This window comes from Celeribacter baekdonensis (assembly GCF_900102315.1).
Classification (GTDB): Bacteria; Pseudomonadota; Alphaproteobacteria; order Rhodobacterales; family Rhodobacteraceae; genus Celeribacter; species Celeribacter baekdonensis.
Map to the genome: position 1 here is coordinate 178,413 of NZ_FNBL01000003.1, position 21,605 is coordinate 200,017.

Genomic DNA, 21,605 nt, shown 5'->3' on the forward strand with positions numbered 1-21,605 from the left:
TGTTTGTCTGGGATTACGCCCAGCGACCGGCGAAATCTTCAGGCACCAAAACCATATCCCGGTCGACCTGATCCACGGTTCTGCGGCCGCAGAGCGCCATGGTGGTGTCCATTTCCTTTTGGATCACCTCAAGCGCCTTGGTCACGCCAGCTTCGCCCATGGCACCAAGCCCATGGACAAAAGCGCGACCAATATAGGTGCCTTTTGCCCCCAGAGCCAAGGCTTTGAGCACGTCTTGACCCGAGCGAATGCCGCTGTCGAGATGCACCTCGATCTTGTCGCCGACCGCGTCCATGATTTCGGGCAGCATCCGAATGGAGGAGAGCGCGCCATCAAGTTGGCGTCCGCCGTGGTTAGAGACCACAATGGCGTCCGCGCCGATATTGGCCGCCTGTTTGGCATCTTCCGCGTCCAAAATGCCTTTAAGGATGACGGGACCGTCCCACATCCGGCGCAGTTCGGCGATCCGGTTCCAGTCAAGCGATTGATCAAAGGCTTCTGCGGTCCATGCGCTCAGAGAAGACGGGTTGGTGACGCCCTTGGCATGGCCGACGATGTTGCCGAAAAAGCGCCGTTTGGTGCCGAGCATTTCAAGGCCCCATTGCGCCTTGGTCATCATATTGGCGATGGATTTGGGTGTAAGTTTGGGCGGGGCGGAAAGGCCGTTTTTCAAGTCTTTGTGACGCTGGCCCATGATTTGCAAATCGACGGTGATCACCAGAGCGGAACATTTGGCCTCTGTGGCACGGGCAATCAGGCGACGCATGAAATCGTCGTCTTTGAGGGTGTACACCTGAAACCAAAAGGGTTTGTCCGTGTGTTCGGCGACATCTTCGATGGAACAGATCGACATTGTCGACAGGGTGAAAGGCACGCCAAATTTTGCCGCCGCCTTGGCCGCTTTGATCTCGCCATCGGCGCGCTGCATCCCGGTCAGCCCCACAGGGGCAAGGGCCACGGGCATGGCCACATCTTGCCCAATCATTTTAGAGGCGGTCGAGCGGCCCGTCATGTCCACTGCAATGCGTTGGCGCAGGCGGATCTTGTCAAAATCGGTGACATTTTCGCGAAAGGTCTGCTCGGTCCAAGACCCGCTTTCGCAATAGTCATAAAACATCTTTGGCGTGCGTATTTTATGCAGCCGTTTGAGATCATAAATATTGGTGATGACAGGCATTGTTGATCCTATTGGTCGGATTGGTTTTCTTATTTAACCAATTTGCACATATTGTGGCTGAGGCCAAGACCAATTGCTGCGGCGTTTTACGCGGGCATCGCACAGGGGCGGCTTTATGGGGGCATGGGAGGTCTGGGCACTGCATGGGCACAGTCGCCATTTGGTCAACGCAACTCCGCTATGGGTTTGTTGTCTGGAGCCTGGCTTGGACGTAACGGCGCGGTCGATTACAGGCTCATAAAAATGGCAATGTTCTCGTGCAGCTTCGTGTCCAGAAACTCAATGCCAAAGGACATGTCCGGCAACAGGTTGATCATGTCTTGGCTATTTGGGTCTTCAATGATCCCTTGAAACAGAGTTTCAAGGCCGACCCAGTCCTGCCATGTGTTGAAAGCCGCCTGTTCAAGCACATCTGGTTGCGCAATGGGGGATTGTGCCGGGCGCACGAAAGTCAGATCAAAGATATTCTGGTCGAAGGTCGCAAGGATGCCTTTGAGGCTTTCCACTTGGGCGGTCTCTGTTTGCCCAGTTTGCGACGCATGCGCAAGGTGGATGAGGCAGGCCTCTTTGCCCGCCTCTTGCAACAGTTGGCTTTGATTCGTGGCTGTGGTGATAATCCGGGTTCGGGCCAGTTTTTCGGGCGCTTGGTTGACCGAGGTTTGAAGTTCCAAAGATTGGGAAACATTGCGCCAAAGTTTTTCCAGAGATTGAGACTTAAACGTAAGTTTGAGGACCTCTTCATCCGTAAGCCCCGTGCCCGAGAGAAAGGCCACCGCTTTTTTGTCGAGTCCTTTCCAAACCATTGCAACAGAGCCAATTTGGGTGCGGATATTGCCGTTGGTGATCGGGGAGATGGTGTCAGTGCCCTCGGTGAGTGCCAAAAGAGCCGTAGAAATCTTTGTGCGTGTCTGTTCGATCACCCGACGATTGCGTGCGACATCAATTCCGGCCTGCGCGAAACAGATACTGCGGACAAGGCGATGCCCAAGCGCGCTTTGCTCCCCGATCAAGAGCACATGTTGGTCATATGATGTCTCTGCCTGCGCGGCGCGCAGGGGGCCGAGACTGGAGACCACAGTTAAACAAATCACAAAGAGGAGGCGGATGAAGGGCATGGACGTCTCGCTGGTTTCACTGCGCTGACCTTGTGCGATTCGTCTTTCCATTCTCTTAAATTGCGGCCAGATGACATAAAAAAAGCCCGCCAAACAGCGGGCTTTTCAGCGCGGTGAGGCGGGGTTACGCGTCCCAGGCTTTGTCTTCGCCGCCAAGGCCGCCGATCTGAACACGGGTTGGGAGCCCCATCTTGTCGAGCAGCGTAAAGAACGGTTTCGGGTCCATTTCCTCAACGTTTTTCATGGTCTTCGCATCCCATTCGCCAGAGGCCACCAACATCGCAGCCGCCACAGGAGGCACACCCGCCGTGTAGGAAATGCCTTGGCTGCCGACCTCATCAAAGGCCTCTTTGTGATCGGCAACATTGTAGACGAACATCTCGATATCCTTGCCGTCTTTCACGCCTTTCACCAGATCGCCGATACAGGTTTTCCCGGTGTAATCCGGGGCCAAGGACGACGGGTCGGGCAACACGGCTTTGACGACTTTGAGCGGCACGACCTCCTGGCCTTCAGCGGTTGTCACCGGCTGTTCGGACAAAAGGCCGAGGTTTTTCAAAACGGTAAAGACGTTGATGTAATGATCGCCAAAGCCCATCCAGAACCGCACATCGGCTTTGGGGTAATTGGCGGCGAGGCTGTGCACCTCGTCATGGCCGGATTGATAGGCCTTTTGCATCCCCACAACGGGCAGGTCCCATTCGCGGCCAGAGGCGAACATCGACGTCTCTTTCCATTGCTGGTCTTCCCAGTAATAGACCGTGCCGGTGAATTCGCGAAAGTTGATTTCGGGGTCGAAATTGGTGGCGAAATATTTGCCATGCGAGCCGGCGTTGATGTCGACGATGTCGATGGATTTGACCTCGTCCATCTGATCGGCGGCAAAGCGGGCAAAGGCGTTGACCACACCCGGATCAAAGCCCGCGCCAAGGATCGCGGTGACACCTTTCTCGGCGCAGAGGTCGCGCTTTTTCCATTCATAATTGCCATACCACGGCGGGATCTCGCAAATTTTGGCCGGGTCTTCGTGGATCGCCGTGTCGATATAGGCCGCGCCCGTTTCGATACAGGCGTCCATCACTGTCATGTTCACAAAGGCGGAGCCGACGTTGATCACGATCTGGGCACCGGTCTTGCGGATCAGGCTTGCTACCGCCGCGCTGTCCATCGCATCGACCTGATGGGCCGCAAGAACGCCCTCTTGTTTCATCGCGCGTTTTGACTGCACGGACTCAAGGATCGCTTCGCATTTTGCGAGCGTCCGGCTGGCGATATGAATATCCCCCAGCACATCGTTGTTTTGAGCGCATTTATGCGCCACGACCTGAGCGACGCCGCCTGCGCCAATGATGAGTACGTTCCGTTTCAACGGTCGAGACCCCCTATCGTTTGGGTGGTGAGTGAAAGCGGGCTCAGCCGAGCGCCGCGACGAAATCCTGATACCCGAATGTGCGGGCTATGGTGATGGACCCATCCAATTCGCGCAGGGCGATGGAGGGCATTTGCACACCGTTAAACCAGTTCTTTTTAACCATTGTGTAACCGGCTGCGTCCTGAATCGAGATTTTATCGCCAATTTCGAGCGGTTTGTCGAACAAGGCGTCGCCAAATATGTCCCCGGCCAAACAGGTTTTGCCCGCGATTTGATAGGCATGCGTGCCGTTTTGCGGCAATTTTGCCGTCTCACGGTAGATCAACAGATCAAGCATATGCGCCTCGATCGAACTGTCGACGATGGCAACTTTTTTGCCCCGATCTTCACTCTTGGTGTCGATGATGTCGAGGACGGACACTTCCAACGTGGTCGAGCCGGTGATCGACGCCTCGCCGGGTTCAAGATAGACCTGAACGCCCATGGCATCCGAGAAGGCTTTGAGCCGATCCGCGAGCTTGTCCAAAGGATAGTCATCGCCGGTGAAATGAATGCCACCGCCCAAAGAGACCCAGTCCAAACGTTTCAAAAACGTGCCAAACTCGGCCTCGATCCGGGTCAATTGGTCGGAAAACAGATCAAAATCGCGGTTTTCACAATTATAGTGGATCATCACGCCGGTGATGCGATCCAACGCACTTTCCAGACGGTCCATGTCCCATTCGCCCAGCCGTGAAAACGGTCGTGCCGGGTCCGCCAGATCAAATCCCGAGGTTGAAAACCGCGGGTTCAGGCGCAGGCCGGTGGCAATGCCTGTCGCCTTGGCACCGAAACGATCCAACTGCCCGAGAGAGTTGAAAATCAGCTTGTCGGCATGGGTGACAGCCTCGTCAATCTCGTGATCAGCCCAGCCAACGGAATAGCCATGGGTTTCCTTGCCGAATTTCTCCGCGCCAAGTTTCAGCTCATAGAGCGACGACGAGGTCGTCCCGTCCATATAGTCGCGCATGAAATCGAACGCTGGCCATGTGGAAAAACACTTGAGCGCCAAAAGCGCTTTGGCGCCGGAGCGCTCACGCAGCCGGGCGATTTTTTCCATGTTGGGTAACAGGCGGGCCTTGTCGATGAGGTAGTAAGGCGTCTGGATCATCGTGGGTCCCCTCACAGTTTCAAAAGGGATGAACGGTGTGAGGGGCACTTAGGGCGATTCATCCCATGAGGCAAGCAAAACATGGGAGATGAAGTGCGACAGTTTTCTAAGAGAACAGGCGACGAAAACGTGATGGCAAGGTGAGCGGCCTGCGCTTGACCGTCTTGGGCGAGATATGCTCCATAGGTGCTCCGACTTTGGTGTTCCGACGTTACAAGACAGGCCTGCATGACCGATCTTCATTTTGTCCGTTTGACGGAGGTCCCTGCCGCCGACATCTTGGGCCACATGCGCGATCCGCGTGTGGCGGAGCATATGCCGCTGTTGTCTATGCCCTGGACCGAGGAAACCGTCGCCGCGTTTGTGGCCGCCAAGGACGCCTGCTGGACGCGGGACGGGTTGGGGCATTGGGCGTTTCTTGCGGACGGGACCTATGTCGGCTGGGGCGGGTTTCAAAAGGAAGGCGATGAGTGGGATTTCGGTCTCGTTCTGCGCCCGGACCACTTTGGTCTCGGGGTCAAAATCGCGAAAAAGGCGTTGGACTTCGCCCGCAAGGACGCGCGCATCCCCTATGTCACCTTCCTCTTGCCGCCCTCGCGGCGCCGCCTTGGGGCGCTGCGACGGATGGGTGCGCAGCAAGTCGGCGACATCCTCTATGAGGGCAACCGCTTTCTCAAATTCCGGCTGGAAACGAGATGAGAGCGCTCAGAGTTCCACCTCACGCCCGGTGCGCACCATCGGCCAAGGCGGCGACATAGGCGATGATCTCGTCCACCGACTTGCCCTGTGCGATCTCATTGACAATCGCTGACCCGACCACGGTGCCATCCGCGACGGCGGCGATCTCTTGGGCTTTCTCGGGTGTGCGCACGCCGAAGCCCACGATCACGGGCAGGTCGGTTTTGGCCTTGATCCGCGCCACTTCCGGGGCAACATCGGCACCAGAGGCGGCGGCGGCACCGGTGATCCCGGTGATCGAGACGTAATAGACAAAGCCTGAGGTGTTGGTCAGCACTTTCGGCAGGCGTTTGTCATCGGTCGTCGGCGTGGCTAGGCGGATGAAATTCATCCCGGCCTTTTGCGCCGGAATGCACAGCTCGTCATCCTCTTCGGGCGGCAAATCGACGATGATCAACCCGTCAATTCCGGCCGCAACCGCGTCGACCAAAAACTTATCGACACCGCGCGAATAGATCGGGTTGTAATAGCCCATCAAAACGATCGGGGTGGTGTCATCAAGCTTGCGAAATTCTGCTGCCATATCAAGGGTCTTTTGCAAGGTCATGCCATGATCCAGCGCGCGTTGGCCGGCCAGTTGAATGGTTGGACCATCGGCCATCGGATCGGTAAAGGGCAGCCCTAACTCGATGATGTCGACACCCGCACCGGGCAGGGCTTTGACAATCTCAAGCGACTTTTCAACATCGGGATCACCCGCCATCACATAGGCGACAAAGGCTTTTTTGCCCTGAGCTTTCAGTTCGGCGAATTTGGCGTCGATGCGGGTCATAGGGGCCTCCGGCTTGAACTTGTTCACCGGGTTTGGCCGATCTTTGCGCCAAGTGCAATGGGGAAGGCTTGCGCGAGGCCTCTTTGGGCCTTAGACACGCGTGGAATCTGAACAAAGGGACGCGATATGGGCTTTAAAATGGGAATTGTCGGGCTGCCGAACGTGGGCAAATCGACGCTGTTTAATGCTCTGACCAAAACGGCAGCAGCACAGGCGGCGAATTTTCCGTTCTGTACGATTGAACCCAACGTGGGCGAGGTCGCGGTGCCGGATGCGCGTCTGGACAGTTTGGCGGAGATCGCCGGGTCGAAACAGATCATCCCGACACGAATGACATTTGTGGACATCGCGGGACTGGTCAAAGGCGCCTCAAAGGGCGAGGGGCTTGGCAACCAATTCTTGGCCAACATCCGCGAATGCGACGCCATCGCCCATGTGGTCCGCTGTTTTGAAGATGGCGATGTGACCCATGTCGAGGGCCGTGTGGACCCGGTCGATGATGCGCAGGTGATCGAGATGGAATTGATGCTGGCCGATCTGGAAAGCATCGAGAAACGCCGGGCCAATTTGGCGCGCAAACTCAAAGGCAATGACAAAGAGGCGCTTCAACAAGACCGCCTTTTGGCCGCCGCCCAAGCAGCACTTGAGGCTGACAAACCGGCCCGGTCCGTCGAGATCGACCCGGATGACATGAAGCAATGGCGGATGCTGCAACTTTTGACGCAAAAGCCGATCCTCTATGTTTGTAACGTTGAGGAAGAAAACGCCGCCAAGGGCAATGCGCATTCAGAAGCGGTCGCCAAAATGGCCGCGGAGCAGGGCGCGGGCGCGGTGGTGATTTCCGCCAAGATCGAGGAAGAGATTTCTCAGCTTGAAGCGGAAGAAGCGGAAATGTTCTTGGGCGAAATGGGCCTCGAAGAAGCCGGTCTCGACCGTCTGATCCGCGCTGGCTACGAATTGCTGCATCTGGAAACCTATTTCACCGTCGGCCCGAAAGAGGCCCGCGCTTGGACCATTCAAAAAGGCACCGCCGCACCGCAAGCGGCGGGTGTGATCCACGGCGATTTTGAAAAAGGCTTCATCCGCGCGGAAACCATCGCTTTTGCAGACTTTGTGACATTTAAAGGCGAAACTGGCGCGAAAGAAGCCGGTAAAATGCGCGCTGAGGGCAAGAGCTACATCGTCCAAGATGGCGATGTGATGCACTTTTTGTTCAGCCGCTGAGGCGGTTTGCACCAGATCTAAAATCTTTGAGGGCCGTCCGTTTGGGCGGTCCTTTATGTTACATAAAGCGGCGCAGGCGTTTGAGAAGACGGGCTTTGAGGCCTTTGAAAGGCGGCTCCACCAAAGCCATCCCGTTCCATTTCACTTGCCGGACCACAGGTTTGAGATGGGAAAACGTCTCGAACCCGGCGCGGCCATGATAGGCGCCCATGCCAGAGGCGCCAACGCCCCCAAAGGGCAGCGTATCAAAGCCCACATGGATCACAGTGTCATTGACCGTCACACCGCCTGAAATGGAGTGATCGAGCCACAGGGTCTGTTCGGCGCGGTCCTCTGCAAAGACATAAAGCGCCAGCGGATGATCGCGCCCGGCGACGAAATCAAGCGCTTGTTGCGGCGTGTCATAGGGCAGGATCGGCAGGATCGGCCCAAAGATTTCCTCCTGCATCAAGGCGATGTCCAAAGGTGGGTCGAGCACGAGGGCGGGGGCGAATTTGCGGGCATTCCCGGTGCCGCCGTCAAGCCGGATCACCTCGGCCCCGCGCGTTTTTGCCTCCGACAACAGCGCATCAAGCCGGGTCAGGTGACGCTCCGTGATGATCCCGGCAAAATCCGGGCTTTGCGCGCCTTGCGGATAAAACTGCATCATCGCGCCCATCACTGCGTCGGCCATGGGGCCAATCTTATGACGCGGCACCAAAACATAATCGGGCGCGACACAGACCTGACCGGCATTGGCGGTTTTGCCCCAGGCGATGCGCCGCGCGGCGCGGTCCAGATCGGCGGAGGGCATCAGAATGGCGGGGGATTTGCCGCCCAGTTCCAAGGTCACGGGCGTCAAATTGCGCGCTGCCGCTTCGGCCACTTTGCGGCCCACAGCGGTGGAGCCGGTGAAAAAAAGGTGATCAAAGGGCAGGGCGGAAAACGCCGCTGACACATCGGGGCCGCCGGTGATCACGTTGATTTCGTCGGGGGCGAAGGCCTCGGTGATCATATCGCGTAAGACGGCGGAGGTGCGCGGCGTCAATTCCGAAGGTTTCAGCATCACCCGATTGCCCGCAGCCAGAGCCGCCGCGATGGGCGCAAGCGACAGCATCACCGGAAAATTCCATGGTGCGATCACACCGACCACGCCCAAGGGCTGTGGTCGAATTTCGGCGCGAGCAGGTTTGTAAATCAACGGCGTGCGCACGCGCCGGATTTTCATCCAAGCTTTGAGATGGCGCTTGGCGGTGCGAATCTCGCCAAAACTCACGTCGATGTCAAAGGTCCGGCTTTCCTGCGCACTGCGATGGGAAAAATCGTCGGACATGGCGGTGAGCAGCGCGGGCTCTGCTTTGGTCAGGGCGTTCTCCAGCCGTGTGAGGCGGTCGAGGCGCACCTCATAGGATACCACTGGCTCCGCGCGATGGGCACGGCGCATGGCCTCAAAAACGGATGGCATCTCGGTACTCATATGTCGTCTCCCCCGGTCTGTTTGGCATTGAGCCAGAAAACAGGAGCCATAGGAAGGCGGCAGATGCGTTGTGTCGTGACGTCAGAGGCCCAAAAGGCGGCGCATTGTGGCGCGAATGCCGTTTTGCGACGGTTCCAACAGGCATGCCAAAACGAATGCGAAAGGTCTGATCTCGGTCATGTTGCAGGTTCCTACGCCTGGTGGTCTCTCATATGCCCCTGTTATCTCTAAATTGTCTCGATTGCGTGACAGATGGGGCAGGGAGGGGCCAAAAAATCGCCTGTTTCAACGTTTCATTAGGGGCTTTGTGGTTTTGTGGCGGCATGAATTGGCGGGGGCCGATTTTGCGCCTGTGGGCGCAGTTTTGTCACGTGGGGGAATGAAATGTCAAAGATCGAAACAGGCCTGTTTTCACGCCCTCTGTGTCCCGGCTTTGGGATGCTGGTGCTTTTGGGCGTGATGGCGGTGGGCGCGCCGCAGGTGGCACAGGCGGCGTTTCCAAATCTGAAAAACCGCGCGGTTGTGCCGATGGGCGAGGCTGTGGATCAACCGCCCGTGAGTGTCGGACTTGGGGAAGGCGAAATCTCTCCCTTGCCCAAGTGAGGCGCTTGGGGGTTTTATGCCGCCTCGGCCCTCTTGCAGGCGCATACAGGCGCAATATTCTGGGCGTGATCGGCAGGTGACGTGCCGGATTTGCCTCACATATGAGGGTATTGACGATCTGGGCTAGATAGGCGCGTGCGCTTCCTCTATCACTTTCGTGTCTGAGGTTTGTCCTCTCATACGAAAGGGTCCCCATGAAGATCGCAGTCGCTGGTATTGGGTATGTTGGGTTGTCGAACGCGGTTTTATTGGCGCAGAACCATGATGTTGTGGCCGTGGATATTTCTCCCTCTCGTGTCGATATGCTCAACGCGCACAAATCCCCCATCGTCGATGCCGAACTTGAAGAGTTTCTGGCGCATAAGTCGCTTAAATTGAGGGCGACGACGGATGGAAAGGCGGCCTACGCGGACGCAGATTTTGTGATTGTGGCGACGCCGACGAACTATGACGCCAAGTCCAATTATTTCGACACGTCGAGCGTGGAGAAAGTCATTTTACAGGTGCTCGCCGTCAATGAAACGGCGACGATCGTGGTGAAATCGACCATTCCCGTAGGCTTTGTCAGCCGGATCAGAGAGGAATTCGATACCGATCAGGTGATATTCAGCCCTGAGTTTTTGCGCGAAGGCCGCGCGCTTTATGACAACCTGTATCCCTCGCGGATCATCGTTGGCGAACGCTCGGATCGGGCGCGGGTGTTTGCGGATTTGCTGCTTGAAGGGGCGATCAAAAAGGACGTTGAGGTCCTGTTCACCGATGCGGATGAGGCCGAGGCGATCAAGCTTTTTGCCAACACCTATCTCGCGATGCGGGTGGCGTTTTTTAACGAATTGGACAGCTATGCGATGGCCGGCGGGATGGACAGTCGCCAGATCATCGAGGGCATCGGTTTGGACCCGCGCATCGGGTCGCATTACAACAACCCAAGCTTTGGCTATGGCGGTTATTGCCTGCCGAAAGACACAAAGCAACTCTTGGCGAACTATTCGGAAGTGCCACAAAACCTCATCCGCGCCATTGTGGATGCCAATCGTACCCGCAAAGATTTCCTCTCCGATCAGATCATCGCGAAGCGCCCAAAAGTGGTTGGCGTGTACCGTTTGGTGATGAAGGCGGGGTCCGACAATTTCCGCCAATCCTCGATCCAAGGCATCATGAAACGCATCAAAGCCAAGGGAATCGAGGTCATCGTCTATGAACCGGTGATGACGGAAAGCGCGTTTTTTGGCTCGCGTGTGGTCAATGATCTGGCCGCGTTCAAAGCAGAGGCGGACGTGATCGTCGCCAACCGCGTCACCGATGACATCTCTGATGTTTCTGAGAAAATTTTCACCCGCGACCTGTTTGGCGCGGATTGAGGACAGACCCTATGCCCACAGCTCTCGTCACCGGCGCGGCCGGATTTATCGGCTCTTTTGTCTGCCGCACTCTTTTGGAGGACGGCTTTCGTGTCATCGGTCTGGATTGCCTGTCCGATTATTATGATGTGGCCCTCAAAGAGCGCCGTGAAGACACGTTGTTGGCCTATGATGGCTACCGTGCGGTGCATGATAAGGTCGAAACGCCGGGCCTTTTGATGGCGCTGTTCGAAGACGAAAAGCCCGATGTGGTGATCCATCTCGCGGCTCAGGCGGGGGTGCGTTATTCGATCGAGAATCCGCGCTCCTATCTTGAAAGCAACCTCATCGGCACGTTTGAATTGCTGGAAGCGGCGCGCGCCTTTTCCCCAAAACACATGCTTTTGGCCTCGACCTCATCGGCCTACGGGGCCAATACCGAAATGCCGTACCGTGAGACCGACAAGGCCGACCATCAGATGTCGTTCTATGCCGCCACCAAGAAATCCACGGAAAATATGGCGCATTCCTATGCGCATTTGTTTGACCTGCCGATCACCATGTTCCGGTTTTTTACCGTTTATGGTCCCTGGGGGCGCCCCGATATGGCGCTGTTCAAATTCACCAAAGCGATCTTGGAAGACATGCCGATCGACGTCTATAATTTCGGCGATATGAAGCGTGATTTCACCTATGTCGAAGATCTCGTGCATGCCATCCGGCTGTTGATCGACGCGGTGCCAGTACGGCCCGAGGATGGCGTGGTGGAAGAGGGCGACAGCCTGTCGCCTGTTGCGCCTTTCCGGGTGGTGAACATTGGCAACTCCGACGCCGTGCAATTGGTGGAGTTCATCGAAGCCATCGAGGCCGCCACCGGCAAAAAAGCCACGCGCAACCTCATGCCGATGCAAGCGGGCGACGTGCCTGCCACTTGGGCCAATGCCGATCTGTTGCAAAAACTCACCGGATACGCGCCGAAAACCGCGGTTAAAGATGGCGTTGCCAAATTCGTGGGGTGGTATCGGCAGTATTACGACACGTGATCGCCGCCCGCGCACGCAGATCGCACACAGAAAAACATGCGCTCATAGGGTGTCATTTTATCTTGTGTCTCTGAAACGCCTCCATTACACGGGTCGGCGGAGACGTGGCCGAGTGGTCGAAGGCGCTCCCCTGCTAAGGGAGTAGGCCCGGAAGGGTCTCGTGGGTTCGAATCCCATCGTCTCCGCCACCTACGCCCCGGCTAAGGCCCTGCGTGACAAAGAAAAATCCTCACCACCATCGGAAAAACTATTTCCCAGACATCGCACGTCGTGGGGAGAGATTTTGTACATTTGTACAAAGCGAGCTGAATACCGCGAGGTTCGCGGTCTCCGGGGAAAACTCGCTCTGCATCTTTGACTGGGGGCCTTTCAGCTACCCGCTCTGCGAATCAAGCGCCAGTCTGCTCTTCGGGAGGGACAAGTTGGGTCCAGACCCGATCACACGCTGGAGCCACTACGGCGGCACGGGCCCGCCTGAGTTAAGGAACGGCGGGTTCATCAGGCGCAAGTTGCTTGCTCGGCTCACATGCATGCCGAGTCCAACTACCCTCTTCACGGTCCGGTGATAACTGTCTTGCCAACTCCGCATGGCGGATTTCAGGGCCCTGTTCCCAGCCGCGACCTCCTCGCGGGGATCCACCCCTCCAGATTTCAGGCGCGCCTGGACCTCCCGTTTCGCCCGCTTCCTTGGGTGGAGGAGGCTCGCGTCAGCACTAGGGTTATCCGGGAGAAACCAGCAATGAAGATGTGGGTATTGTTCATCAATGTGCGCGAAGGCGACTTTGAGTTGATCACCATACCGCGCCCGGACCCACGCTATCGCCAAATCGACCCACCTCTTGAACCTGTCCAGTTCCTCGGGCGACGCCTCCAGAGCCGCGGTCGGCACAGGGTATGAGGCGACGACCGTAAACAAGCTGTGTCTGTCGGCCCTTATCGCCCTCTTGCTAGTCTTCCCATTTTTCACCGCGAGAGTCCTGCGCTGCGCGACGTGGTCATCGTGTATTTTCTGGAAGCCAGCCGGATCGCCAAAAATCCTGGCCAGAGGTTTCGGGTCCTCGACATGCGGGTGGTAGCCTCCGGAGCGCAGACCTTCCTGAACGACCAGCTGGACGCACTGGCCGGCCCGGTTGGCCTTTCTGGAAAAGGTCTGGCAGTGAATAAATACGATCTCGTCGGGCATCGTGGTTACCTCCTCGGTCTACCCCGACGGTATCGCGACTCCCTGAAAAACCGAAACACTCAGACAGAGAAAGTTATCGAGGTTAACACAATAAAGACCGACTATTATGTTCCTGTCCCGGAGCGCCCGTGGGCCAGAACGCGTGTGGGCGCTCCTGGAAAGCCCCATCACCGATACGATATCACTCCTTGTGAAAGACGCCATCGTTGACATAGTCATCAAAGTCGTGACCCGCGCCGCTCAGCTCGTGCTGCAAGACAGAATTGAGGTCACGGATTTTCACCATCATCTGCTCTTGCAGGCCTGCGTCGGTTTCGCTGTCGAATGCGACGAGCAGTGATTTAACCTCCAGCAGGGTTTCACGGACATTTTCGTCAGTCGTCTGCGTGAGCATATTATCGACATCATCATGTGTGAGATCGGTCATCGTTTTGCCTTTCATGTGTTTCGTTTTTTTCGAAATTTAAGATGCTCCGGCGGATCCGGTAAGCGCGGGTTCGGTTATGGACACCGGACGGGAGCCGTTTTTGATAGCTGTTTCTTTCACCTCCACTTTCCAAATACCCACCTCCTACCAAGGCGCTCAGCGTTTTGTTTTCGTGTCAGTCATCCTGGAATAGGTCTGGGGCAGGACATAGAAAAACTGGTCATCTTGATATCCAAGGGTGTCCTCATTAGAGGCCGTCGTATCGCCGAATAGGTTTATGAAACGTGCTTCATTTTCGATAAGATAATCGTGCACCTTTTCCAGCTCTTCAGACTGATGATTCGGCATGTTCCAGTATTCTTCAAGCCAGCGGTGTGCGATCGTCTTCACAGCAGCGGAGGCAGTACCGGGCTCCCAGCCTGTAAGCCCCCACCTTGTCGCCCATTCTCCGGCGGTGCTGATCAGGGCGAAGGATTTGATTACCCTGCGGATCTCAGATGTCTTGTCGTCACCAGAAACAATACCCAGATTTTCATTGAGATCCTGAGCATGAGCCGTGTGGTCGTTATCGAGCGCTTTTTTGAGATCGTCTTTTGTCATCGCCAGAAGCCGCTCGATGAACTCAATGCTAGGCGGACCTGATGCCTCGTCGAGGGCGTTCTCTAGCTGAGACACGAACGCATCGCTCGTATCAAATCCGTGTAAAACGTCAAAAACGCCATATTCCCCTCTCGCGGGAATATCCAGCATTCGCACCCGTTGACCCCCAGTAGGCGTTGCCCCAAGCTGCCTAAGTGTGTCAACGAATGAGTATTCGCCTGTTGAGATCACATTTGTTTTCCACGTTTCTCGGTCATGAGCCCCCCCTTCTTTTTTCCGCGGGCCTTGCTTGGTTTGTTCGCGAATTTATAGACAACTTCAGGAAGGTCAGGTGTTGCATCGGCGCGAAGCTCATCAAGTCCAAGTAGAATGTTATTTGATTTGACGATTTCCCCTTCCAGGCCGTTACCCGTGCCTTCCCATGTTTTTTCCTCATCGCCTATTTTAGGCCACACAGATAGGGCTGTACGTAAAACAAGTGTCTTTCCTTGGGAGGTGTTTCCGAATAAATGAAAAACAAGTGTGTTTAGTTTGGTGAAGGATATAAGTGCTGTAGAAAAACCGAGTGAAATACCGAACATCATGTTGATATTTCCTTTAGCGAGAGCTGCTACACCCGCTCGCCACTGCGTTAGGGAACCGAGTTCTTCGCCGACTATGTCTCCTCCAGATTGAATTTTTTTCGGTGCCCCCTTGCAGGTGATCACGCGCCCACTCGTCAATATGAACGCGGCCTGATCATCGGTCCATCCCACCTTCTCGATCAAGGTCAAACGTGACTCTGACGGTACTGGCCAGTTTCGTATCAGCTGAGCGATTGCGCGGATCTGGTTGTCGTTGTAGATCTGCAGACCATGGTCCGACAGCTTCGCGACCGCATCTCGCGGTTTCCCAGTAAGGGTACCTGCGGAGAGAATGCATTCGACAAGTTCCCCGTCCGGATCCATCAGTTCGACCACTCGTGACCACAACTTCGACTTCGGGGTCCGGACCATTGCTTTCACCCGAAACAGGGTGCAGAACGTGATAGATCGACCGACTCCTGACCTTTGCTGGATCCCAGCCGTAGAAATCCTGAACTCGGGTGGCAACTCGTCGATTAGCGCGGCATAGAAATCGCGAAGGTGCTCTGGTCGTCTTTCAATAAACTCAGCTCGGGTGACGGCGGTCGCCGCGGATTTCGTCATGGGACAGGCTCGCCTGTTGTGAAGGTGATGTGCATAATTAGGGCGTACCCCAGCGACATAGCGAGCTGAAAAACCCAGCAATCCACAACAATCGACACGGACTGGAAGGATACGAGGTCTCCGATCCCGAAGCCTGTCCAAGTACTGTATCCTTGCGGCCAGCGCGGCACCGCTTCGCGGTATCCATAGAAGGGCGTGCTTGCAGTCTTCGCTGATGACCAGCGCCTCACTTGGCCCGAGCGCGAGTTGGTGCGCCAGATCGGTGAGAAGCTCTACGGGCCGCGCCCTTCCGACAGGGGGGCGCGCCATGGGTGATCGTATCTGGACTGCCGAATGCGTGGCCGATCATTTCGAGGAGGCGTTCCGCACGCTGCGCAAGCTGCCCCCTGTCAAGGCGCAGGGGTTCTTCAACGCTTGGCCGCAGATCGTCCGAACCAGCCGCGAGATTGCGGCGATGGAACCGCAGCCGATGCGGGTATGGCCGTCTGCTGCCGCCATCACACGGCTGGAGCAGACCTCGGACTGGGTGCTGTGGATCGATGAAGCGGAACGCAGACTGGTCTGGTCGCGGGCTGCACATGTGCCTTGGAAGCAGATCAGTGGCGAGTTGGGGGTTGATCGTAGCACTGCGTGGAGGAGATGGCAGTTGCACTCACCAAGATTGCCTCTCGGCTGAATGCATAGCAATTCCAATGTGTTGCAACACTTTTATGTTCGACACATGCAACATATGCGTGCTACCTGTAAGGCATGATGGGGAGAGTGCGTCGGAAGACGGCTCTCCCCGTCCTTGTTGATGGATACCGGCACGGCTTTCTGGCTTCAGCCGGGCATCCAGTCGGCCAATCCACTGATTTTTGGTTCCTTCCTAGCAACATTCGTATGCTGGCGGGCGAAGCGCGGGACATCGCCAGCGACAGGGCCGGATTTTTGGGAAGCCACCCGGAAGCCAGACCCATTCGCGCTCCGCGCAAACACCAATGAACGCTGGTCTTCCGACCGGACACCGCTGGTAGCCGCTGGACCCCGTGTGGAGTCCGGCCGGGCATCCGGAGTCCGGAAGCCACCGACATCCACCCGACTGAGGAACCTTGCCCACCATGACGCTCAGCTTCGCTCCGGACACGATCGAGATGTGGCCGCTGTCGCGCCTCCAGCCCTACGCGAAGAACGTGAAGGCGCATGGTGCGGACCAGGTGGCGAAGATCGCCGCGAGCATGGCTGAGTTCGGCTGGACCGTGCCGTGCCTCGTCGGCGAAGACGGCGAACTGATCGCGGGCCAACGGCTGGGGCTTGATGTGGTGCCCGCCATGGCCCCGCTGATGTCTTCGTGAAATTCACCGACGACGACGGCAAGGTCTGGAACTTGGAAGCCACCAGCGGGGCGGGTGCTGCGCGGGATCAGCATTACCGCGACCTTCTGCCAATCACCGACGAGGCCGTCGCCAATGGCGTGTTCCTGGCACCGCTGACCAACGAGCAATCAGTTGCTGTCATCGCCGCTGTGGTGGTGGAGGAGTTGATCGCCGAGGTGCGCTATCACGACGCCATGGCCGTTGCCGACACTCTGATCGAGCACTACCCAATGTTTGCTTACATCATGGTCAAAAAAACAACGGCATCCTACCATCTGCTGCGCACGGAGTTTCACGAGAAATACCCCACGGCGCAGGACGTTCCAGAGGATCAGCGCCCCTATCTGGCCTACCTTGAACGGGTCAATCAGGGCATGTTTGACAAGGCGGAATCTTTGGGTTGGCGACCGCTGCAAAGATTGGGTAACGTCCTCCTGTAATTACACGTTTTAGGGGAACAGGTATGCTCCGAAATTTGAAACAGCTCGTTTTGACCACGCTTTTTGCGCTTTTTGCTTCGCAAGCGTCAGCGATGTTTATTCAGCCCGATTGGTTTGATCCAACACAGCCGGGTGTGGGAACGAATAGATACGCTTATTCACACAACGATCCAGTAAACATCACTGATCCGAATGGGAACTGCACCAACGACGCAACCTGTGAAGGGGAATGGGATGATCCCACGAAGACCGCCGACGATAGACAATCCGAAGACGGGGTGGCCGACGCTTCAACTTATGACGGAAGAGATACTTATATGCTCGACCCAAAAGAGCTTGGCCTTGATAGAATCCTAGATGTCGGAACTGCTATTCAAAAATACATTTCTAGCGGCAATCCAGCGTATCAAAAAAGCGACCTGAAAAGAGCTATCGACCAAGCCATAGCGTCAGGAAAACCTGTTGAGTTTTCAGTGACAGGTTTGCCAATTTCAGTTTCTCCTCCTGAAAAATCCTTCACGGAAGCTGGGCGAATATACGGAGATTTTCAAGTTGATGTAATTGGTAACATCTCTGTTGACGGAAGCCGCAATTATTCAATCGATGGCGCGACAGCCACAGTAAATCAGAGCGAACAGTACAACTTTGATCGAGACGGTCGAAACCCAATCGTCAATTTTGCCATTGGTGTAGCTGCTGGTCGACCGAATATGAACGGCCAAAATGTACCAAGCCGTGCCCAATCTCGCACTGGAATTGACCCTCGCTACAACTCAACATATGGCGATGCCAACATAAACACTCAAACTAACCGCACCTATAATTTTAGAGCGTGGGGGCGATACTAATGAGGCTTCGTCGCTCTGTCATACTATTTTTTACACTGGTAATTATTGGAGTTTTTGCCGCACCTTCACTCTGGAACTTGTATCTGTGGGCAGGATTTCCAGATTCATCTGTTGAGCGTGTTCAGTTTTTGCAGACAAAGTACGGCACAGGAAGAGAATGTAGCAGTTCGCATATTGGTGCAGTACCACCTAGCGCCAACGACGTGAAAGCCTGCTTTGCAAGCGCATCACAAGAACGTGTTTTTTTGGACGACGAGCGTGCAGGACGGGAATCCATTACGATAACCTACAGATGTGACGGAAACGGCTTCTCAGGCGAAATAGTGTACATGTTTTATTCAACCAATGAACGATACATGTGCTCATATAAAACAGCAGAAAACTGGGAAGATATTCCACAGTATCAGACTGGTGACATCGCAGGTTTCTCACCTGAACCGAGTCATCTAACAAAACTACTTATCCGCATATTTCGATAAAGCATCGTCTTGAAACGGAACGATTTTGCAACGTTTTCTGTAGGGGCAGGAAAGCCACATCTCTGCGCCGCCCAACATTCACCTACCTCCCAACACGCGGCCCCAAAAGCCCCGCCGCGCTGACGTTTCCGCTTTATCACGTTGATCTGTCAAAAGCGCGTTCAGGCGCACCCGCTCAGCCTCCGCTCCGTTCAGACGGGAGCGCAAATCCTCGATCTGATCAACGAGCTGACCGCGCTCCCGGTCACGCTCGACGGTCATGGCGTCGATCTGCTCTCTGAGCATCTTAACTTCGACGCCCAAGGAGCTGTTTTCATGCGTTTCCTCCGGGGTTTCCGATTGGTTTTCATGACTGTTCGGAAACGGGTTCGCAGACATCCACCTAGAAAGCTCTGACGGATCAATCTGCCAGCGCCCCTTGTCGTCCTTCTCCGCAGAGATACCCCCTGAATTAAGGGCTTTTGACAGCGTTCCCTTTGAACGCTTCGCGGTTTTCGCCGCCTGTCCGAATGTCAGTTTCATGGTGTTTCCGCCTGTATTTCACGGGGGTTCCCGCCCACCCCAGCGCCCAGGACGATGTCTGAGGGCTCTTCAGGTATCCTGTTTCCCTCATCGCCGACGAGGCCAAGCGTTATCCCTGACGTCAGAGCGTCGGTGGCAAGGCTGTGTCAGGATTTTTTCTTCATCGCGTCCAACAAGGCGGCTCCAAGGGCGCTGTTGCCGCTTGGGTTTGGAGCGCGGTTCTGTGGCGCGGGGCCTTTTTTGTGATCCTTGGAGCCGCCCGGTTTTCCACCCGCTTTGCCTGATGGTGCGCCCTGCGGTTTGGCGGCAAATTTCCCGCGCGCGGTGGGCGCATCGCTTCGGCGGCCATCGGCGGGGTCAGTCCCGTCTTTGCGCATCGTCAGCCCGATCCGTTTGCGCGCGATGTCGACCTCAGTCACCCGCACCCGCACCACATCCCCGGCTTTCACCACCTCATGTGGGTCTTTCACGAACCGATCCGCCAGTTGACTGACATGCACCAACCCGTCTTGGTGTACGCCGATGTCAACGAAGGCGCCAAAAGCCGCCACATTGGTCACCGTACCCTCAAGGCTCATCCCCGGTTTCAGGTCCTTGATGTCCTCAACCCCGTCGGTGAAGCTCGCGGTTTTGAACTCTGGCCGCGGATCACGGCCCGGTTTTTCCAGCTCGGTGAAAATGTCGCGCACGGTCGGCAGGCCGAAATCGCCGGTGACAAACTCCTCGGCGCGCAGGCCTTTGAGGGCGGCGGTCTGACCCATAATGTCGCGAATGTCACGACCACAGGCTGACACGATTTTGCGCGCCACATCATAGGCTTCGGGGTGCACAGAGGAGGCGTCCAAAGGCTCCGCCCCATCCCGAATGCGCAAGAATCCGGCGCATTGTTCAAAGGCTTTTGGCCCCAAACCGGCAACTTTCAAAAGCGCCTTGCGTGACGGAAACGCCCCATGTTGGTCGCGATGCACGACGATGGCATGAGCCAAAGACGGACCAAGCCCCGCGACCTGCGCCAACAGCGGTGCCGAGGCCATGTTGAGGTCCACGCCCACCGCGTTCACCGCGTCTTCGACCACCGCATCGAGCGCCTGCGACAACCGCCGTTGGTCAACGTCATGTTGATACTGGCCGACGCCGATGGATTGCGGCGTGATCTTGACCAATTCGGCCAATGGGTCCTGAAGACGCCGCGCAATCGAGACCGCGCCGCGCAGGCTCACGTCCAGATCGGGGAATTCCTGTGCGGCCAATTCGGAGGCCGAATAGACCGACGCGCCCGCTTCGGACACGATGACTTTGGTCGGCGCTTTGACGCCCTGCGGCAGGCGTTTGAGCGTGTCTGCCACAAGCCGCTCGGTCTCCCGGCTGGCAGTGCCATTGCCGATGGCGATCAGGGCGATGTTGTGCCGTCCGATCAGCTCGATGAGCTTGGCCTCTGCGCCGCGCACATCCATTTTGGGCTGAAACGGATAGATCGTTGCTGTGTCCAAAACCTTGCCCGTGGCGTCCACAACGGCGGCTTTCACGCCGGTGCGAATGCCCGGATCAAGGCCCAGCGTGGCCTTGGCTCCCGCCGGAGCGGCCAAGAGCAAATCTTTGAGATTGCGGGAAAAGACGTTGATCGCCTCGTCATGGGCGCGCTGACGCAACTCGCCCAACAGGTCGATATAAAGCGAGATCGAAAACTTCACCCGCCACGCCCAACGCGCCACGCCGCGCAGCCACTCATCGCCGGGCAACTGCCCCTCTGTGGCCAAAGCCGCACCGATCATGGCGATGGCGCGCGGTTCACCCTCGTCAGAATCGGGGGCGATTTCCATCGTCACGATGTCTTCTTTCGCGGCGCGCAGGATCGCCAAAGCGCGGTGGGACGGAATATCCGACCAGCGTTCGCGGTGATCAAAATAATCGGAAAACTTCGCGCCCTCCTGGTCCTTGCCAGCAATGAGTTTGGCGGTGACAAAGGCTTCGCGCCGCATGAAATCACGCAGCTTGCCCAAAAGATCGGCGCGTTCCGACAGTTCCTCGGTCAGGATGTCGCGCGCGCCGTTGAGTGCGTCTTTGACGGTGGGCACGGCCTCTGAAACGTAGGCTTCGGCCAAGGTTTCGGGTTGGGCCGCCCGGTTGGCATCAATCGCGCGCAGCAATGGCTCCAAGCCGTTTTCACGCGCGATCATCGCCTTGGTTCGGCGTTTGGGTTTGTAGGGCAGGTAAATGTCCTCAAGCGTCGATTTGCTTTCGGCCCCGGCAATGGATTTTGCCAGATCGGCGGTCAATTTTCCCTGTTCGGAAATGGATTTGAGAATGGTCGCACGGCGTGATTCCAGATCGCGCAAATAGGTCAGCCGATCGGACAACATCCGCAATTGCGTGTCATCCAAGCCGCCCGTGGCCTCTTTGCGGTAGCGCGCGACAAAGGGCACGGTCGCGCCGCCGTCCAAAAGATCGACCGCCGCGCTGACTTGTGACGGGGCGGCGGAAATTTCGGTGGCGATGGTGCGCGCGATGCGGGCGGCGATTGCGGCAGGTGAGGCGGCTGGTGCGGCGGTGGCGTGATCCAAAACAGGCTCCATG

21 protein-coding genes, 1 tRNA gene and 1 pseudogene are annotated in these 21,605 nt (G+C 56.6%); 11 read left to right on the forward strand and 12 right to left on the reverse strand.

Annotated elements, in window-relative coordinates:
• Positions 1-13 precede the first annotated feature (13 nt).
• From BLT54_RS07385 to BLT54_RS07400, 4 genes are all read right to left on the reverse strand, one after another.
• Positions 14-1,177: an alpha-hydroxy acid oxidase gene (locus tag BLT54_RS07385; RefSeq protein WP_074642966.1), complete on the reverse strand. Its 1,164-nt coding sequence runs from the start codon at positions 1,175-1,177 to the stop codon at positions 14-16.
• Positions 1,178-1,404: 227 nt separating this feature from the next.
• Positions 1,405-2,292, reverse strand: coding sequence for a hypothetical protein (locus tag BLT54_RS07390; RefSeq protein ID WP_143026771.1), 888 nt, complete (start codon positions 2,290-2,292; stop codon positions 1,405-1,407).
• A gap of 124 nt (positions 2,293-2,416) precedes the next feature.
• Complete coding sequence (locus BLT54_RS07395; protein ID WP_074642971.1) at positions 2,417-3,661, reverse strand: saccharopine dehydrogenase family protein; 1,245 nt, start codon at positions 3,659-3,661, stop codon at positions 2,417-2,419.
• 43 nt (positions 3,662-3,704) lie between these two features.
• The gene (locus tag BLT54_RS07400) at positions 3,705-4,814 is read right to left on the reverse strand and encodes a carboxynorspermidine decarboxylase (protein ID WP_074642974.1); all 1,110 of its coding nucleotides are present in this window, start codon (positions 4,812-4,814) and stop codon (positions 3,705-3,707) included.
• Between the two features lie 228 nt (positions 4,815-5,042).
• Between BLT54_RS07400 and BLT54_RS07405 the strand changes: the two genes are divergently transcribed.
• Positions 5,043-5,513 (forward strand): GNAT family N-acetyltransferase, encoded by a 471-nt coding sequence (locus BLT54_RS07405; RefSeq protein WP_074642976.1) that lies wholly within the window; start codon positions 5,043-5,045, stop codon positions 5,511-5,513.
• A gap of 19 nt (positions 5,514-5,532) precedes the next feature.
• On the opposite strand, the gene trpA is transcribed toward BLT54_RS07405, so the two are convergent.
• Positions 5,533-6,324 (reverse strand): tryptophan synthase subunit alpha, encoded by a 792-nt coding sequence (trpA, locus tag BLT54_RS07410; RefSeq protein ID WP_074642979.1) that lies wholly within the window; start codon positions 6,322-6,324, stop codon positions 5,533-5,535.
• Positions 6,325-6,450: 126 nt separating this feature from the next.
• On the opposite strand from trpA, the gene ychF reads away from it, so the two are divergent.
• The gene (ychF, locus tag BLT54_RS07415; RefSeq protein ID WP_074642982.1) at positions 6,451-7,548 is read left to right on the forward strand and encodes a redox-regulated ATPase YchF; all 1,098 of its coding nucleotides are present in this window, start codon (positions 6,451-6,453) and stop codon (positions 7,546-7,548) included.
• Positions 7,549-7,606: 58 nt separating this feature from the next.
• On the opposite strand, the gene BLT54_RS07420 is transcribed toward ychF, so the two are convergent.
• Positions 7,607-9,004 (reverse strand): coniferyl aldehyde dehydrogenase, encoded by a 1,398-nt coding sequence (locus BLT54_RS07420; RefSeq protein ID WP_074642984.1) that lies wholly within the window; start codon positions 9,002-9,004, stop codon positions 7,607-7,609.
• A 384-nt stretch (positions 9,005-9,388) separates the two neighbouring features.
• Between BLT54_RS07420 and BLT54_RS07425 the strand changes: the two genes are divergently transcribed.
• The 4 genes from BLT54_RS07425 (at position 9,389) to BLT54_RS07440 (ending at position 12,178) form a co-directional block, all read left to right on the forward strand.
• Positions 9,389-9,607: a hypothetical protein gene (locus BLT54_RS07425; RefSeq protein ID WP_074642987.1), complete on the forward strand. Its 219-nt coding sequence runs from the start codon at positions 9,389-9,391 to the stop codon at positions 9,605-9,607.
• A gap of 194 nt (positions 9,608-9,801) precedes the next feature.
• A complete protein-coding gene (locus BLT54_RS07430) occupies positions 9,802-10,968 on the forward strand; it encodes a nucleotide sugar dehydrogenase (RefSeq protein WP_074642989.1) in 1,167 nt (388 codons plus the stop codon).
• Between the two features lie 11 nt (positions 10,969-10,979).
• Positions 10,980-11,990, forward strand: coding sequence for an NAD-dependent epimerase/dehydratase family protein (locus BLT54_RS07435; RefSeq protein WP_074642992.1), 1,011 nt, complete (start codon positions 10,980-10,982; stop codon positions 11,988-11,990).
• Between the two features lie 98 nt (positions 11,991-12,088).
• Positions 12,089-12,178: transfer RNA gene (locus tag BLT54_RS07440), tRNA-Ser, on the forward strand.
• A gap of 266 nt (positions 12,179-12,444) precedes the next feature.
• Here the strand turns inward: BLT54_RS07440 and BLT54_RS07445 are convergent.
• The 4 genes from BLT54_RS07445 to BLT54_RS07460 form a co-directional block, all read right to left on the reverse strand.
• Entirely contained in the window at positions 12,445-13,173 is a 729-nt protein-coding gene (locus BLT54_RS07445; protein ID WP_074642994.1) for a plasmid recombination protein, read from the reverse strand.
• Between the two features lie 181 nt (positions 13,174-13,354).
• Positions 13,355-13,600, reverse strand: coding sequence for a hypothetical protein (locus BLT54_RS07450; RefSeq protein WP_143026772.1), 246 nt, complete (start codon positions 13,598-13,600; stop codon positions 13,355-13,357).
• 156 nt (positions 13,601-13,756) lie between these two features.
• Positions 13,757-14,350: a hypothetical protein gene (locus tag BLT54_RS07455; protein ID WP_074642999.1), complete on the reverse strand. Its 594-nt coding sequence runs from the start codon at positions 14,348-14,350 to the stop codon at positions 13,757-13,759.
• A gap of 77 nt (positions 14,351-14,427) precedes the next feature.
• Positions 14,428-15,387, reverse strand: a complete 960-nt coding sequence (locus BLT54_RS07460; RefSeq protein WP_074643001.1) for a DUF927 domain-containing protein — start codon at positions 15,385-15,387, stop codon at positions 14,428-14,430.
• A gap of 307 nt (positions 15,388-15,694) precedes the next feature.
• Between BLT54_RS07460 and BLT54_RS07465 the strand changes: the two genes are divergently transcribed.
• From BLT54_RS07465 to BLT54_RS22145, 5 genes and pseudogenes are all read left to right on the forward strand, one after another.
• Positions 15,695-16,063: a DUF6362 family protein gene (locus BLT54_RS07465; RefSeq protein ID WP_245707975.1), complete on the forward strand. Its 369-nt coding sequence runs from the start codon at positions 15,695-15,697 to the stop codon at positions 16,061-16,063.
• A 424-nt stretch (positions 16,064-16,487) separates the two neighbouring features.
• Positions 16,488-16,700 (forward strand): annotated as a pseudogene (locus BLT54_RS07470) (ParB N-terminal domain-containing protein); the annotation flags it as partial.
• A gap of 17 nt (positions 16,701-16,717) precedes the next feature.
• Complete coding sequence (locus BLT54_RS07475; protein ID WP_074643004.1) at positions 16,718-17,182, forward strand: hypothetical protein; 465 nt, start codon at positions 16,718-16,720, stop codon at positions 17,180-17,182.
• Between the two features lie 23 nt (positions 17,183-17,205).
• Positions 17,206-18,030, forward strand: a complete 825-nt coding sequence (locus tag BLT54_RS22140; protein WP_143026774.1) for an RHS repeat-associated core domain-containing protein — start codon at positions 17,206-17,208, stop codon at positions 18,028-18,030.
• A complete protein-coding gene (locus BLT54_RS22145; RefSeq protein WP_143026775.1) occupies positions 18,030-18,509 on the forward strand; it encodes a hypothetical protein in 480 nt (159 codons plus the stop codon). Before BLT54_RS22140 ends, BLT54_RS22145 begins: the two co-directional genes overlap by 1 nt.
• A 78-nt stretch (positions 18,510-18,587) precedes the next feature.
• Here BLT54_RS22145 and BLT54_RS07480 read toward each other — a convergent pair whose 3' ends face one another.
• Both BLT54_RS07480 and BLT54_RS07485 read right to left on the reverse strand, forming a co-directional pair.
• On the reverse strand, positions 18,588-19,031 hold the full coding sequence (locus BLT54_RS07480) for a hypothetical protein (protein ID WP_074643006.1): 444 nt from the start codon (positions 19,029-19,031) through the stop codon (positions 18,588-18,590).
• 146 nt (positions 19,032-19,177) lie between these two features.
• On the reverse strand, positions 19,178-21,604 hold the full coding sequence (locus BLT54_RS07485; RefSeq protein WP_074643536.1) for a Tex family protein: 2,427 nt from the start codon (positions 21,602-21,604) through the stop codon (positions 19,178-19,180).
• Between the last annotated feature and the right edge of the window lies 1 nt (position 21,605).